General features: G+C 63.5%; 15 protein-coding genes. 5 read left to right on the forward strand and 10 right to left on the reverse strand.

Annotated features, from left to right (window positions below):
* Positions 1-14: 14 nt before the first annotated feature.
* From BG457_RS09855 to BG457_RS09870, 4 genes are all read left to right on the forward strand, one after another.
* Entirely contained in the window at positions 15-500 is a 486-nt protein-coding gene (locus tag BG457_RS09855; RefSeq protein WP_071796975.1) for a (2Fe-2S)-binding protein, read from the forward strand.
* A gap of 65 nt (positions 501-565) precedes the next feature.
* A complete protein-coding gene (locus BG457_RS09860; RefSeq protein ID WP_071796976.1) occupies positions 566-2,938 on the forward strand; it encodes a xanthine dehydrogenase family protein molybdopterin-binding subunit in 2,373 nt (790 codons plus the stop codon).
* Positions 2,939-2,952: 14 nt separating this feature from the next.
* Positions 2,953-3,741 carry an FAD binding domain-containing protein gene (locus BG457_RS09865; protein ID WP_071796977.1) on the forward strand — a complete coding sequence of 263 codons (789 nt, stop codon included), beginning with the start codon at positions 2,953-2,955 and terminating at the stop codon, positions 3,739-3,741.
* Between the two features lie 119 nt (positions 3,742-3,860).
* Complete coding sequence (locus tag BG457_RS09870; protein WP_071796978.1) at positions 3,861-4,562, forward strand: glutathione S-transferase N-terminal domain-containing protein; 702 nt, start codon at positions 3,861-3,863, stop codon at positions 4,560-4,562.
* Positions 4,563-4,613: 51 nt separating this feature from the next.
* On the opposite strand, the gene BG457_RS09875 is transcribed toward BG457_RS09870, so the two are convergent.
* The 4 genes from BG457_RS09875 to BG457_RS09890 all read right to left on the reverse strand — a co-directional run bounded on the left by BG457_RS09875 (position 4,614) and on the right by BG457_RS09890 (position 10,253).
* Positions 4,614-5,213 (reverse strand): inner membrane-spanning protein YciB, encoded by a 600-nt coding sequence (locus BG457_RS09875; protein ID WP_071796979.1) that lies wholly within the window; start codon positions 5,211-5,213, stop codon positions 4,614-4,616.
* Between the two features lie 39 nt (positions 5,214-5,252).
* On the reverse strand, positions 5,253-8,477 hold the full coding sequence (locus BG457_RS09880) for a hypothetical protein (RefSeq protein WP_071796980.1): 3,225 nt from the start codon (positions 8,475-8,477) through the stop codon (positions 5,253-5,255).
* Positions 8,478-8,610: 133 nt separating this feature from the next.
* Positions 8,611-9,897: an O-acetylhomoserine aminocarboxypropyltransferase/cysteine synthase family protein gene (locus BG457_RS09885; RefSeq protein ID WP_071796981.1), complete on the reverse strand. Its 1,287-nt coding sequence runs from the start codon at positions 9,895-9,897 to the stop codon at positions 8,611-8,613.
* Between the two features lie 86 nt (positions 9,898-9,983).
* Positions 9,984-10,253: a hypothetical protein gene (locus BG457_RS09890; protein ID WP_071796982.1), complete on the reverse strand. Its 270-nt coding sequence runs from the start codon at positions 10,251-10,253 to the stop codon at positions 9,984-9,986.
* A gap of 386 nt (positions 10,254-10,639) precedes the next feature.
* Between BG457_RS09890 and BG457_RS09900 the strand changes: the two genes are divergently transcribed.
* Positions 10,640-11,182, forward strand: coding sequence for an invasion associated locus B family protein (locus tag BG457_RS09900; RefSeq protein ID WP_071796984.1), 543 nt, complete (start codon positions 10,640-10,642; stop codon positions 11,180-11,182).
* A 16-nt stretch (positions 11,183-11,198) separates the two neighbouring features.
* Here the strand turns inward: BG457_RS09900 and BG457_RS09905 are convergent, their stop codons facing one another.
* The 6 genes from BG457_RS09905 to BG457_RS09930 all read right to left on the reverse strand — a co-directional run bounded on the left by BG457_RS09905 (position 11,199) and on the right by BG457_RS09930 (position 15,674).
* On the reverse strand, positions 11,199-11,822 hold the full coding sequence (locus BG457_RS09905; RefSeq protein WP_071796985.1) for a trimeric intracellular cation channel family protein: 624 nt from the start codon (positions 11,820-11,822) through the stop codon (positions 11,199-11,201).
* On the reverse strand, positions 11,819-12,280 hold the full coding sequence (rnhA, locus tag BG457_RS09910; protein ID WP_071796986.1) for a ribonuclease HI: 462 nt from the start codon (positions 12,278-12,280) through the stop codon (positions 11,819-11,821). The genes BG457_RS09905 and rnhA overlap by 4 nt, the downstream gene beginning before the upstream one ends.
* Entirely contained in the window at positions 12,273-12,878 is a 606-nt protein-coding gene (locus BG457_RS09915) for a glutathione S-transferase family protein (protein WP_071796987.1), read from the reverse strand. The genes rnhA and BG457_RS09915 overlap by 8 nt, the downstream gene beginning before the upstream one ends.
* 79 nt (positions 12,879-12,957) lie before the next feature.
* Positions 12,958-13,563: a LysE family translocator gene (locus tag BG457_RS09920; RefSeq protein ID WP_071796988.1), complete on the reverse strand. Its 606-nt coding sequence runs from the start codon at positions 13,561-13,563 to the stop codon at positions 12,958-12,960.
* On the reverse strand, positions 13,560-14,513 hold the full coding sequence (gene ispH / locus BG457_RS09925; RefSeq protein WP_071796989.1) for a 4-hydroxy-3-methylbut-2-enyl diphosphate reductase: 954 nt from the start codon (positions 14,511-14,513) through the stop codon (positions 13,560-13,562). The genes BG457_RS09920 and ispH overlap by 4 nt, the downstream gene beginning before the upstream one ends.
* A gap of 60 nt (positions 14,514-14,573) precedes the next feature.
* Entirely contained in the window at positions 14,574-15,674 is a 1,101-nt protein-coding gene (locus BG457_RS09930; RefSeq protein WP_071796990.1) for a zinc ABC transporter substrate-binding protein, read from the reverse strand.
* Between the last annotated feature and the right edge of the window lie 13 nt (positions 15,675-15,687).

A 15,687-nucleotide genomic window follows, 5' to 3' on the forward strand; every position in this document is an offset into this window, starting at 1 on the left:
CTAGGGAGGACTTGATGACAAAAGTGAATATGACCGTGAATGGCCGTGCGGTGAGCGCCGAGGCGGAGGGGCGCACGCTGCTGTCAAGCTATCTGCGCGAAGGGCTGGGGCTGACCGGCACGCATGTCGGCTGCGATACCAGCCAATGCGGGGCCTGCGTGGTGCTGGTCGATGGCCAGCCCGTGAAATCCTGCACGGCATTCGCCGCCGATCTGGAAGGGGCCGAGGTCACGACGGTCGAGGGCATGGCGAACCCCGATGGCAGTCTGGGCGTGATCCAGCAGGCATTTCAGGATTATCACGGCTTGCAATGCGGCTTCTGCACGCCGGGCATGGTCATGTCGACGGCCGCGCTTCTGGCCGAGAACCCCAAGCCCAGCGAGGAAGAGGTACGCCATTACCTTGAGGGCAATCTCTGCCGCTGCACGGGCTATCAGAACATCGTGCGCGCGGTGATGGCGGCATCCGGTCAGGATGCCGGAGCCCTCGCGGCGGAGTAAGCGCCGTAAGGTGCGTGCTGAGCACGCACCCTACCCGAGATCAGAGGTTTTTCAGGGAGAGAGAAATGCCCAAAGATGATGGCATTGGCGCCAGCACCAAACGGCGCGAGGATGTGCGGTTCCTGACAGGAAACGGGAAATATACCGACGATATCAACCTGCGTGGACAGGCGCATGTCCATTTCCTGCGCTCGGATGTGGCGCATGGGCGCATCACCAGTATCGATACCGCCGCCGCCGAGGCCATGCCCGGTGTGCTCAAGGTCTTCACATCTGCAGATTTCGCAAGCGCAGGCGGTCTGCCCTGCGGCTGGCAGGTGACCGACCGTTTCGGCCAGCCGATGCAGGAACCCAAGCATCCGATCCTCGCGGAAGGCAAGGTGCGCCATGTCGGCGATCCCATCGCGGCGGTGGTCGCCGAAACCCATGAACAGGCGAGAGACGCAGCTGAGGCCATCGAGGTCGATATCGAGGAACTGGAGCCGGTCATCGACATGCAGGCCGCGCTGGCGGATGGCGCCACCAAGGTCCATGACGATCTGAGCTCGAACCTTTGCTATGACTGGGGTTTTGTCGAGGAAAACAAGGAGGCCGTGAACGCAGCTTTCGAGAGCGCCGCGCATGTGGTCAGTCTGGATCTGACCAACAACCGCCTTGTCGCCAACCCGATGGAACCGCGCGTCGCTGTCGGCGATTACGACCCCTGGGGTGATATGCACACGCTCTACACCACCAGCCAGAACCCGCATGTGATCCGGCTGCTGATGGGGGCTTTCGTGCTCTCGATCCCCGAACACAAGCTGCGTGTTGTCGCCCCTGATGTGGGCGGCGGTTTCGGCTCGAAGATCTACCATTATGCCGAAGAAGCCTTCTGCACCTACGCGGCCAAGGTTCTGAAGCGCCCGGTGAAATGGACCTCCTCGCGCTCCGAAGCCTTCATCTCGGATGCGCATGGGCGCGACCACAAGACCAGAATCGAACTGGCACTCGATGCGGACCATAACTTCATGGCGATCCGTACCGAAACCTATGCGAATATGGGGGCTTACCTCTCGACCTTCGCGCCGTCGATCCCGACATGGCTGCATGGCACGTTGATGGCCGGGAATTACAAGACCCCGCTGATCTATGTGAATGTGAAAGCGGTTTTCACCAATACGGTGCCGGTGGACGCCTATCGCGGCGCGGGTCGCCCCGAGGCCACATTCCAGATCGAGCGGCTGGTGGACAAGGCCGCGCGCGAATTGGGTGTGGACCCGATTGAGTTGAGGCGCAAGAACTTCATCAAGCCCGAGGACTTCCCCTATCAGACCCCGGTGGCGGTGGTCTATGACACGGGCAATTATCACGCCACTATGGACAAGATGCTGGAGCTTGCCGATTATGCGGGCTTCGAGGCGCGTCGCGCGGAAAGCGCCAGCAAGGGCAAACTGCGCGGCTTCGGCATTGCCCATTATATCGAGGCTTGCGGCATCGCGCCCTCGAACCTTGTGGGCCAGCTTGGCGCGCGCGCGGGGCTCTATGAGAGCGCCTCGATCCGGGTCAATGCCACCGGCTCGATTTCGGTCTATACCGGCAGCCACAGCCACGGGCAGGGGCATGAGACCACCTTCGCGCAGGTCGTGGCCGATATGATCGGTGTGGATGCGTCGAGCATCGAAATCCACCATGGCGACACGTCGAACACGCCGATGGGCATGGGCACCTATGGCTCACGCTCGCTCGCCGTGGGCGGCTCGGCCATCGTCAAGGCCACCAACAAGGTGATCGACAAGGCCAAGAAGATTGCCGCGCACCTTCTGGAAGCCGCGCCCGAGGATATCGAGTTGAAGGACGGCAAGTTCTCGGTCGTAGGCACCGACAAATCGGTGGACTGGTCCGGGGTGACGCTTGCCGCCTATGTCCCCCATAACTACCCGCTGGAAGAGCTTGAGCCGGGGCTGGAAGAAACCGCCTTCTACGATCCGTCGAACTTCACCTATCCGTCAGGCGCTTATGGCTGCGAGATCGAGCTGGACCCCGAGACCGGCAAGATCGACATCCTGCGCTTCATCGCGGCGGATGATTTCGGCAATATCGTCAACCCGATGATTGTCGAAGGTCAGGTCCATGGTGGTCTGGCGCAGGGGATCGGTCAGGCATTGCTGGAAAACTGCGTCTATGACGATCAGGGCCAGCTTCTGTCGGGCAGTTTCATGGATTACGCCATGCCGCGCGCCGATGATCTGCGGGGCTTCACCGTGGATCATAGCTGCGTCACGCCTTGCACGCATAACCCCCTTGGCGTCAAAGGCTGCGGCGAGGCAGGCGCGATCGGCTCGCCCCCTGCCGTGGTCAATGCCGCGATCGATGCGCTGCACCGCGCGGGCCATACCCATGTCACCCATATCGACATGCCTCTGACGCCCGCGCGCGTCTGGGCGGCGATCAACAGCTGAGGGAGGAGGAACCCATGCATAATTTCGAGTTCGTGAAACCCTCGACCGTCGCGGATGCTGTCGCGGTATTGGCCAATGCCGAGGCGCAGCCCTTTGCAGGCGGCCAGACGCTGATCCCGTCGATGAAGGCGCGGCTCAATGCGCCGGAAATACTGGTCAGCCTGACCGGGATTGCCGAGATGAACGGCGTCAGGCGCGACGGCGGCGCGCTGGTGGTGGGGGCGACCACGACCCATGCCGCGGTCGCCCGCGACGCCGCCAGTCATTTTCCGGCCCTCGCGGCGCTCGCTGGCCAGATCGGCGATCCGGCGGTGCGCACGCGCGGCACGCTTGGCGGCAGTCTGGCCAATAACGACCCGTCGGCCTGCTATCCGGCAGCCGTACTTGGCACAGGCGCAACCATCGTGACCAATGCCCGCGAAATCGCGGCAGATGACTATTTTCAGGGCATGTTCACCACAGCGCTGGACGAGGGCGAGATCATCACCTCGGTCCGCTTCCCGATCCCCGAGAAAGCGGCCTATGCGAAATTCCTGCAACCGGCCTCGCGCTTCGCGCTGACGGGCGTCTTCGTGGCAAAATATGCCTCGGGCGTGCGCGTGGCCGTGACCGGGGCGTCCGAGGGCGGCGTGTTCCGCTGGGCCGAGGCCGAGGCGGCGCTGTCGTCGGGTTTTGACGCTGACAGTATCGGGCGGCTCTCGCACCCCTCGGACGGAATGATTGCAGACTTGCATGGTACAGCGGAATATCGCGCCCATCTGGTCCGGGTGATGACCCAGCGCGCGGTGCGCGCCGCACACTGATCCGCAACTTCTGTGCGAAAATGAGAGAGGGCCCGCGCGGCCCTCTTTTGCATATCGCACTTGGCTTCGGCGTCAGGATGCTTAGCTTGTGCAGCAACCGCAAAACCCCCGGAGGCTCCATGAGCATCGACCTTTACTACTGGCCCACGCCGAATGGCTGGAAAATCTCTATCGCGCTTGAAGAAATGGCGCTGCCCTATCAGGTGCATCTGGTCAACATCAACGCGGGCGACCAGTTCAATCCCGACTTCCTGAAAATCGCACCGAACAACCGCATGCCCGCAATCGTGGATCATGACGGGCCGGACGGTGCGCCGATCTCGATCTTCGAATCCGGCGCCATCCTGCAATATCTGGCGCGCAAGACCGGTCAATTCTACGGCGCGACCGAGCGTGACCGCGTGGCGGTGGATCAGTGGCTGATGTGGCAGATGGGCGGTGTGGGGCCGATGGCCGGGCAGGCGCATCATTTCCTGAAATACGCGCCGTCGCTGGAACCGCCGCAGGATCTGCCCTATGCCAAGGATCGCTACCAGCGCGAGGTCGCGCGGCTCTATGGCGTGCTTGACCGCCAGCTTGCGCAGCATGAATTCGTCGCAGGCGATTTCTATTCCATCGCCGATATGGCGATCTGGCCCTGGGCCTCGCTCTGGGAAGGGCAGGAACAGACGTTGGAGGACAAGCCGAACCTGAAACGCTGGCTTGACGCGGTTGGCGCGCGGGCTGCGGTACAACGCGGGCGGGCGCTTGGGGCGGAGTTGCGCTCGGATGCGATCAAAGACCGTGAGGCGCAGAAAATCCTGTTCGGCAAGCGCGGCTGAGGATTTCGGGAAGGTGGGGACCACCCCGCCTTCCCGCCGCCGGACAGCGCCTTATTGTTTGGGATTGGTATTGTAGCGCTCGAAGAGCTTGCCTTGCAGCATCAGGAAGGCAAAAAGCGCGAAGGGCAGGCCGAAGGTGCGGAAATTCACCCAGGCATCGGTCGTCATCGTGCGCCAGACCAGTTCATTGGCGACCGCCATTGCGACGAACATCAGCGCCATGCGCTTGGTAAGCAGAATCCAGCCCTCATGGGTCAGCGGCAGCGCGCCTTCCATCACCAGCTCCAGCCAGCTTTGCCCGCGCGCAAGCCCGATAAAGAGCAGGCTCGCGAAAATGCCGTAAACGGCGGTTGGCTTCATCTTGAAGAAGCGCTCGTCATTCAGCCAGACGGTCAGCCCGCCGAAGATGACGACCATGACCAGCGTGACAAGCTGCAACCGGCTCAGCCGCCCCGAGAGTTTCCAAAGCACAAATGTCGCAAGCGCCATCAGCGGGATGAAAGCCGCAGTCAGCAGGATGAACGCATCATATTCCGTGCCGCCGATCAGGAAACTCTGCCCGCGCGTCGAGATATAGCCCACGAAAAACAGAAAGACCGGCCCCAGTTCCAGACCGATCTTGACCGCAGGCGAAACCTGTTTTTCCGACATCGACATTCCTCTCAGGTCATTTCCCGGACTTATCGCGGCTCAGGAGGCGATGCGCAACACCACATCGCGCCCGCGTCTGGAGTAGCGCAGTTCATTTTCGCTGATCGCGGTGACACTTCCGTTATCGAGCGAATCCCCGACCCGGACTGTCACCACCCGCCCGTTCGAAAGCCGTACCAGTGCCCTGCGGCTTGACGATGTGCCCATCACCCCGATCAGGTTGATCTGGCGCAGATTGATGGCGCGGGCCTGCGTCGCCTCGCGCGCGACCGAGGCCGAAGACGGGATCGGCGGGGCGGCGGGCACGGCGGCGCGCGCGGTCTGGACCGGGGCCTGTGCTTCTGGCGCCGGGGCGGCAGCAACAGCGGCGGGGGTCTGGGTTGTGCTGCGTGGTTGCGCCGCACGCAGGGCGCGCTGCACCACGGCGGCGAATTGTCCCGGTCGCGCAGTGGGACGGGCCGATGCGGCAACGGCCAGTTCGGTGGCATCAAAGACCGGTTCGGCCTCTGCAGCGCGCGCGGCCTCGGCCAGTTCGGCGACCATCGAGGGGCGCGCCGCCGGACGCAGCGCAGTCAGCGCAACGCCGCCCGGAGGCGGCGTGTCAAGCTCTGCCTGATCCGCACTCGGATCAGGATGGGATTCGTCGGTTGTCGGGGGGGCCAGCGCCTCTGAGTCCGCGTCTGCGGCTGCAGGTTCGGGCGCGGCTTGTTCAGGGGCCAGCCCTTCCGGGCGCGCAGGCGGGACAACCGCAGGGCGCCCCTCGGTCACGACAATCTCCAGACCGCTCTCATCCAGCGGGTCCGCAGCCGGATCAGGCATGGCCAGAGATTCGGCCAGATCTTCCGCCGCGATCCCGGCTTCCGGAGCATCCGTTGCATCACCCGCGATCACGGCTTCCGCCGCAGCTTCCAGAGTTGCGGCTTCAAGCGCCGCTTCAACCGCAGCCTCTGTCTCTGGCGCCAGCCCTTCGGGCCGCGCGGGCGGCACTACTGCCGGGGTGCCCTCGGTCACGTCAATCTCCAGCGCCTCCTCGCCTTCGGGCAAGGACGGGCCAGTCTGGGTTTCGGCATCCGGTGCGGCTTCTGCCGCCGGATCCGGGGCCTCGGCCTGCGCCAGCGCCGCCTGTTCAACTTCAGAGCGCAGCGGCGGCAAAGGCTCCGCGCCGAAAGGCGCCGGAGCCGAGGGCGCATCCGGAAGTGGCAGATGATCCTGCGGCGCCAGCAGCGCTGAACTGCGCACCCCGGCAACGCGCCCAGCGGGCTGTTCGCTCTCGGTGACAGGGGCATCTCCCGAAACCGCGTCTGCCTGATGGACCGGATCATCCAGCGGCGCAGGTTCCGGCGCATCAAGCGGCAGTTGCTGCGCGGCGTCTTCAAGGCCCAATGCAGCCTCGATATCTTCCAGGCTTTCAGGCAGGACCGTTTCAGGCTCTGCCTGACCTGTCACCAGAGGCGCGGATGCGGCTGGCGGGTCTGCCTGTTCCGAAACCTCGGTGGTCACCGGGCCAGTATTGAGAAAATACACGACCCAGATCGCCACCGCGACAAGGATCAGCCCGAGACCGACAAGGACCAGCAGCGCCCGACGCGGTGCGGCGCCTGTGTTCTCCGCCTGACCGCGCGCGCCGAAGATCGTCAGCCGCTCTGCCTCGTTGGAGGGGGGCGGTGATTTGCCGCCTGCACGCGCCTGCAGGGTCTCCAGCGGATCCTTGCGTCCGGTGGTCGCCGCCCCAGAACTCATCTTGACCGGGGCGGGGCTCTTGGCCTCTGCAGCGGGTTTCGACTTGCTCTTGCCGTTCGCAGGCGTGCCGGTCTTTTCTGCCTTGGGCGCAGGCTCTGTCGGCACCGCCCTGCGCTGGGACGTCTCCGCCGGGGGCGTACCGTCGGCTTTGCTCAGGCCGCCGAAGGTGCGTTTCGACAAATCCTGAGCGCCCGAAAGCTTCGCGCGCCAGCTGCCAAGCAGATCGGAAGCGGGTTTCGGCGCTTGCGCCTCAGTAGGGGTCGCACCCGGTACGGGCGCGCTTGCACGACGGGACCGAAAGGCCACCGCGCCTTCACCCGTTCCGCTGGCGGCCTGCACCGGCTCTGCGTCGGCATTCACCGAGGATTGCTTTGAGGGCAGTACATCTGTCAGTTTCTGCCTCGCGCGCCCAAGGGCGCTCATACCGCCGGTCAATGGTCCTGCCGCAGCCTTCCGGCTCTCTGACGCGGCCTTGGCGGCACGGAGTTTTGCAATCAGGGAAGATTTCTGCGCATCGCCAGAGGGTGATCCGGTCGACACCCTATCCCCGACCTTCCCGGCGGGTGGCTCGGTCGTCGACGCGGCAGGTGCGGGCGCTGCGGCTTTTGCATCCCCTTTGGCATCCGCCGGGCGCCCGGCCTTCTTCTCTGCCGTTTCGGGACCGTCCTTGCCAGTCGCTTGCGCATCCGCCGTGGCAGATTTCGCAGCCTCCAAGGATGCTTTCTTTTCCTTGCCGGTTTCGGATTTCTTCGGCGCAGGGTCTTGCGTTTTCGCTGCCGCTTCGGGGCCTGACTTGGGCTGCTTCTCCGGTTTTGCCTCTGCCTCTGCCTCTGCCTCGGATCTCGCAACCGGGGCTGGTGCGGATCCGGAGATTCGCGGTGCCTCGGGCTCTGCCGCCTGGTCCGGCGTCACCTCCGGATCAACCTGCGGTTTGGGTTCCGGCTCCGGTTGCTTGAGTTCCGGTTCCGGCAGGCGCGCAATTCCGGTTTCGCGCAACAGCGCGCTGTCACGCTCAAGCTGCGACACATCGCCGATAATCGCGCGCGCGCCGCGCGTCGGGCCGAAAAACGGCTCCTGCGGGAAGCTGCCATTGGCGGGGGATGCAACGCTGCTGATCGGGTTCAGCCCGAAACCGCGCGCGAAATCCTCGGCCTCGACCAATGTTTCGCGCGCCACCACCGCCACATGGGCCATGCCATCGCTCACGGTCCAGTCGAAATCGAGTTCCTCGACCGGGTAGGGGGTGCGGCCGGCAAGCTGGGCACGGATCTCGTGGCTCTGCATGTCACGATTGCGCGCCGAGACCGGCAGATCGCAGAACAGGATCTGCTCGTCAGGCACCACAAGCTTGGTGCGCACACCTTCCGGGGCAAGCGCAGAGGCGATCTTGACCAGCCCCTGCATCTGCGCGGCCAGATCGGCGGCCTCCGGCGCGACTGCACCCACGCGCAACCATCCGGTTGCGTCGCGTTGCCACAGGGTGATGCCATCATCGGTCAGGCCAAGAGCGAAATTCGGTTTCATGTCTGGCCTTTAGCACAGGATTCCACGAGATCGGGAGTCACAAATACCTCAGTTCCTTGAACCGGGGCAAAAAATCGCCCATCAGGTCCGTGTTCTGCGCGCACAGGGACATGACTCTGTGCGCGCAAATGACTTACGCAGTGGCCTTCGCCAGCGCCTGATCCAGATCCGCGATGATATCTTCCGGGTCTTCCAGCCCGATCGACAGGCGCACCACATCCGGCGCGGCTCCGGCGGCGATCTGCTGGGCCTCGGTCAATTGCCGGTGTGTGGTCGAAGCGGAATGGATGATCAGCGAGCGCGTATCGCCCAGATTGGCCACATGACTGAACAGATTGACGGAATCGATCAGTTTCACGCAGGCTTCATAGCCTGCCTTCAGCGAGAAGGTGAAAAGCGCCGACGCGCCTTTGGGGCAGATCCGCGCCACCCGGTCATGATAGGGCGACGACGGCAGTCCCGCATAGGTGACATAGGCCACGCGCGGATCCTGCTCCAGCCACTTGGCTACTTTCACGGCATTGGCGCAATGGCGTTCCATCCGCAGCGATAGCGTCTCGATGCCCATCAGCGTGTAATGCGCCGCTTGCGGATTCATGGTCATGCCCAGATCACGCAGCCCGATGGCGATGGAATGAAAGGTAAAGGCCAGATGCCCGAAGGTCTCGTGGAATTTCAGACCGTGATAGGCGGGTTCCGGCTCCGAGAAAGAGGGAAATTTGCCGTTCGACCAGTTGAACTTGCCCGAATCGATGATGCAGCCGCCCGTTACCGTGCCATTGCCGGTCAGGTATTTCGTCAGCGAATGCACCACCAGCGTCGCGCCATGCTCGATAGGGCGGCACAGATAGGGGGTCGCGGTGGTGTTGTCGACGATCAGCGGAATGCCATTGCGATCCGCGATGGCGGCCAGCGCGTCGATATCCGTGATATAGCCGCCCGGATTGGCGATGGATTCGCAGAAAATCGCGCGGGTATTGTCGTCAATCGCGGCCTCGACCGCCGCCAGATCCTCGGTATCGACGAATTTCGCCGACCAGCCAAAGCGCTTGATCGTCTGGCTGAACTGCGTGACCGTGCCACCATAAAGCCGGTTCGAGGTCACGATATTCAGCCCCGGACCCATCAGCGGAAACAGCGCCATGATCTGCGCGGCATGGCCCGAAGAACAGCAGACCGCGCCTGCACCGCCTTCGAGCGTCGCCATGCGCTCCTGCAGCGCAGAGACGGTCGGGTTGGTCAGGCGCGAATAGATATAGCCCAGTTCCTGCAGATTGAAGAGCGCCGCCGCGTGATCCGCATCGCGAAAGACAAAGGCGGTGGACTGGTAGATCGGCACCTGCCGCGCGCCGGTGGCAGGATCGGGCCGCGCGCCCGCATGGATCTGCAATGTGTCGAAACCGGGCTGCTTGTCGCTCATCGCCATACCTCCGCTATTGGCTGTCGCGGCGAAGCTAGACGAGGGCTTGGCGCAGGGCAAGCGTGGAGTGCGGCGCTGTCCCGCGATCAGGCCGCTTCGGTGGTCTGCGTCGGCGGTGTCGCGGGGTTGTCCTCTGGTTTCGCCGGTGACGGCAGGGCCTTCGCTTCATCCGGCATCTGCTCGGGCAGGGCGATGGTGAACGTGCCCTCTTCGGGGTAGATCGTGATCTTCGCCTTGGGGCTCAGACCGGCAAGGATATCGTTCAGTTCCTGTTGCGCCCGAAGAACCGTCTCGCGCTGGGTTTCGCGCTTGACTTCGGGCTTCTTGTCCTTTGCGCCGAACAGAAACTTGAACATGGCAATATCCCCTTTTTCTGATGATACCTTTGGCTTTACACGCTGAACCGGTATGGGAAAAGGGCCTGTGCTGCCGCGCGGGGTTTCGCCTTTACATCATGGTCAGCAAGAACCCGCCTGCACAGGGCGCTTGCCCGCCGTCCTGACAGGCCGCGAGGCGATCCTAAGCGCAGTTTCAGCGCTGTCTTGCGCGAAACTCGGCATCTTGTCGCTCATTTTGGTCACGCCGGTCTCGCAACTGCTCACGGCTGCGCGATTTTCTGCCGTTGGGCTTTGAAATCTCGCTGGCATAACGCTAAGAAACTAGCGAATGGTTCTCTGCCACCCGACCATCCGGGTCTGGTGTGGCGCAAAAAGGGCCGGGTCAATTGGAGGCAAGACAGCAGATGGCGTCACTGGGTCATTTCGGAGCGACCGTTGCAGTCGCGGCAAGTTTTCTCGTCACGGGGCTGACCGCCCCGGCTCAGGCGCAGGAATCCACCAATCGCGTCGCCGCCGAGACGGATTGGAGCGTCTTCGTCGAGAATTCGCCGAGCAAGGAATGCTGGGCGGTTTCCGCACCGCGCGAGACCGTCAACACCCGCGACGGGCAACCGGTGCAGGTGCGGCGCGGCGACATCCTGATGTTCGCCACCTACCGGCCAGGTCGCACCACACCCGAGATTTCCTTCACCGGGGGCTATCCTTTCGCACCGGATTCGACCGTCGGGATCACCATCGGCAGCAATGAATTCCAGCTGTTCGTCGATGGCCAATGGGCCTGGGCGGGCTCGCCCGAGGATGACCAGCGCATCTTCACGGCCATGCGCGCTGGTGCAGAAGCGGTGCTGACCGCACGTTCCTCGCGCGGGACCAATACGCGCGACACATTCTCGCTCTTTGGCTTCACCGCCGCATCCGAGGAAGCCGGGCGCCAATGCGCCAGCTGACCCCGCAGCGTCGCGGCTAACGCCGCGGCGGGCGGCTTTTATAGACCGGCAGGCACCAGCCATAGAACATCGAGCCTGCGCGCAGCGCGCAGGTCGTGACTGCGCAGCCCAGCAGGATTACCAGCATCGATTCTGTCACCTGCGCCAGTGCCAGCGCCGCCAGCGCGCCGCTGAAGGCCGCAGTGGCATAAAGCTCGCCCTTTTTCAGCACCAAGGGCACCTCATTGCAGACCACATCGCGCATCAGCCCGCCGAATGTGCCCGTTGCCACCCCCATGATCAGCACGATCGGCCAGCTTTGCCCCATCCCCATCGCGACGCCGACGCCCGCTGGCACGGCCACGGCCAGCGCAAGCGCGTCCAGCCATTCCAGCGTGCGGATCCGCGATTCCAGCAGATGCGCGGTGAAAAACACCAGCACCGCCGCCAGAGAGGCTGACAAGATCATGCCGGGATCGGCCACCCAGAACACCTGATCGCGGTTCAGGATCACATCGCGGATCGTACCGCCCCCCACCGCCGTCAGGCAGGCCAGAAACACAAAGCCCACGATATCAAGCTGCGCGCGCGACGCGGCCAGCGCCCCGGTCAGTCCGAAGATGAACACCGATGCGTAATCCAGCCCCTGCAGCAGCGTCATGTCTTGACCGGCTTGAAGGGCGCCATGCCCGCGCGCGCCAGTTCATCGGCGCGTTCGTTTTCGGGGTGCCCGGCATGGCCCTTGATCCATTCCCATGTCACGCGATGCTGCGCCTGTGCCGCGTCCAGCCGTTGCCACAATTCGACATTCTTCACCGGTTTTTTGTCCGCTGTGCGCCAGCCATTGCGCTTCCAGCCATGGATCCAGATTGTGACCCCGTTCTTCACATAGGCGCTGTCGGTGACAATGGTGATCGTGCTTGGCTGGCGCAGGGTTTCCAGCGCCGTGATCGCGGCCATCAGTTCCATGCGGTTATTGGTGGTGTCGGCCTCACCGCCCGAAAGCTCGCGTTCCTTGATAATCGCGCCCCCGCGCAAGGCGCGCATCAGCACGCCCCAGCCGCCGGGGCCGGGATTGCCGGAACAGGCGCCGTCCGTATAGGCGATCACCTCAGTCATCGAGGCCGATATATCCGGGCAGCGCCTTGACGCGGCCAAGCCATGCACGCAGGGCAGGGAAGGGGGACAGATCAAAGCCGCCGCGCGTGTCGGCGGTATGGGTATAGGCGTAGAGGCAGATATCGGCGAGGCTTGCATCCGCCCCCACCAGCCAGTCGCGGGTGGCCAGATGATCCTCCATGATCTGCAGCAGGGCGTTGCCGCTTTCCAGCAACTCGGCCAGCCGTTCGGGCGTGGCCTGTGCGCGGCGATGCGGGTAGTTCAGCAATGCTGCGCGTACGGCGATCACGCCTTCATGCTGGTTCTGCTCCCAGAACATCCAGGACAGCATCTGCGCCTGATCCAGCGCATCCCCGGGCACAAAGCGCGTCTCCCGCCCCAGCCAGAACAGGATCGCATTCGATTCCGGCAAAAGCGTGCCATCGTCGAGTTCCAGCACCGGGGCTTTGCCGAAGGGCATCTTGCCCTCGGCCTTGGCCTGCGCCAGCGACTCCCAGCCATATTCGACATCAATCAGATCTGCCCGCTGGCCAAGCAGCGCCAGCAGCAGCCGCACCTTGTAGCTGTTGCCCGATGTGGGCATTGAATAAAGCCGCATGGCCCGACTCTCCTGTGCAATGTTCTGTCCGTGGCTTAGCCCAGCCAAAGCCCCAAGGCCAGTGCCAGACGAAGAATGGTTATGCGCGTTCGGTAGCAAGGCGCAGGCCAAGCCCTGCGAAAGACAGCGCAAAGACCCGCTTGAGCCAGGTCATGATCCGTTCCGAACCCAGAACGGCCGTGCGCCCCTGCGCTGCGAGTCCTGCGTAAAGGACAAAGGTCAGTAAGGTAATCATGGTAAAGGCCAGGCCAAGCTCGATCATCATCGCCGAGGTCGCGCCCGTCGCGGGCAGGAATTGCGGCAGGAAGGCCACGAAGAACAGGGGCAATTTGGGATTGAGCAGGTTCAGCACAATTCCCCGCCAGACCAGCCGCCCTGCGGGAAGCGGTGCAGCAGGGCTGATTGACATGCCTCCGACATCTTTCAGCACAGCCCATGCCATCCACATCAGATAGGCAACTCCCAGATATTTGAGGGTCTGGAATAGGACCGCCGAGGTCAGCAGGATCGCGGCAAGCCCGCCAAGGGCCACCGCAAGATGAATGACCGTCGCCACAGTGCACCCGAGCGCCGCCCATAGCCCTGCACGCAGCCCGCCCCCCAGAGTGGTCGAGAGCGTATACACCACCCCGATACCGGGCGTGACACAGACGATGAAGGCGGTCAGCAGGAAATCCCAACTCATGCCGGTTCTCTCAATACCCGTGGCACCTTGAACTCGACCCGCTCCTGCGCGGTCTCCACCAGTTCCACGGTCACATCAAAACGCGCGCGAAACGCATCGATCACTTCATTGACCAGCTCTTCCGGGGCCGAGGCCCCGGCGGTGATCCCGATGCTGCTTATACCGTCCAGCGCGCGCCAGTCGATCTCGCTTGCGCGCTGCACAAGCTGCGCATAGGCGCAGCCCTTGGCGCGGCCCACTTCGACCAGTCGCTGTGAATTCGACGAATTGGGCGCGCCGATCACCAAAAGCGCGTCGATCTTCGGCGCAATCGCCTTGACCGCTTCCTGCCGGTTGGTGGTGGCATAGCAGATATCTTCCTTATGCGGCCCGACAATCGTGGGAAACCGCGCCCTCAGGGCCGTCACCACCTCGGCTGTGTCATCCACCGAAAGCGTGGTCTGAGTGATGAAGGCCAGCTTTTGCGGGTCACGCACCACCAGCCCCGCCACATCTGCAGGGGTTTCGACCAGCAGCACTTCGCCCTCGGGCAGTTGCCCCATCGTGCCGATGGTTTCGGGATGGCCTGCATGGCCGATCATGACCATCTGCAAGCCGTTCTGATGGTGGCGTTCTGCCTCGATATGCACCTTGCTGACCAGCGGGCAGGTGGCATCGACATAAAGCATCTCGCGCGCCTGCGCCTCAAGGGGCACCGATTTCGGCACGCCATGCGCCGAGAAGATCACCGGCCGGTCCAGCGGGCAGTCATCCAGTTCCTCGACAAAGACCGCACCCTTCGCGCGCAGCCCGTCCACGACATATTTGTTATGCACGATCTCGTGGCGCACATAGACCGGCGCGCCCCATTTCTCGATTGCCATCTCGACGATCTTGATGGCCCGGTCCACGCCCGCGCAGAACCCGCGCGGGGCCGCGAGATAGAGGGTCAGGGGGGAGCGGTCAGTCATGGTCTGGCCCTTTCGATCACAAGGCCAGACCTAACCTTTGAGCGCCCGCGCGTCCAGCCCTCAGCCCGCGACGCAATCGGCAATCGCCTGCGCCATGTTGCGCATCAGCGTCGGGTACAGATCCGCGCCCGGCTCCAGCGTCACGCCTTCGGGGTCAAGCTCTGCACCCACGCGCACTTCGGTGCCCTCGATCACCATATCGATATAGCGCGAGGAATGATTGACCTCGGGGAAGATGCAGACCGCACCAGCATCGCGCAACTGATCGCGCAATTCGCTCAGCCGCTGTGCGCCGGGGGCGGCAGCATCACCGAGCGCGATAGTGCCTGCGATATTCAGCCCGAACTGGCGGGCGAGATAGCCATAGGCGTCATGGAACATGATGAGAGGCGCGTCACCGACAGGCGCGAGAATCGCCTGCAGCTCATTGGCAAGCTCTGCAATTTCCGCACCCGCGGCAGAGGCGTTGGCGGCGAAGGTCTCGGCATTGGCCGGGTCATGCTCGGCCAGTTCCGCCGCGATCAGGTCAAGCCAGACGGCGATATTGTCGGTATTCATCCAGGCATGCGGATCGGTTCCGTCATGGCTGTGCCCGTGGTCATGCGCGTGGCCGTGGTCGTCGTGGGAATGCCCATGGTCATCGTGCGAGTGGCCATGGTCGTCGTGCGAATGGCCGTGATCTTCGTGCGAATGCCCGTGGTCATCGTGGGAGTGCCCATGGTCATCGTGGGAGTGCCCGTGGTCATCGTGGGAATGCCCGTGGTCATCGTGGGAATGCCCGTGTTCGTCATTGGAGTGCCCATGGTCATCATGCGCATGACCCTGCGCATAGTCCTGCAGGCGCAGCCCCTCGGCCTCCAGCAGCGTCACCACCTCGCCTTGCGCCTCGACCCCTGCGATCGCGCGCGCCATCCAGGGTGTCATGTCCGGCCCCATCCAGAAAATCAGCTCCGCATCGGCCAGATTGCGCGCCTGCGAGGGGCGTAGCTGGAAGCTATGCGGATCGCCGCCCTGATCCAGCAGCAGATCCGGCGTGCCGGTCTCACCCATCACCATAGAGACCAGCGAATGCGTCACCTGAAAATCGGTCGTCACCCGCAGATCCTGTGCCGCAAGCGGTGTGGCCATCATGGCGCAGGCCATGGCAAGTGAGTAGCGCATCCTGTTCTCCTTG

Source organism: Natronohydrobacter thiooxidans (assembly GCF_001884735.1).
GTDB lineage: Bacteria > Pseudomonadota > Alphaproteobacteria > Rhodobacterales > Rhodobacteraceae > Roseinatronobacter > Roseinatronobacter thiooxidans_A.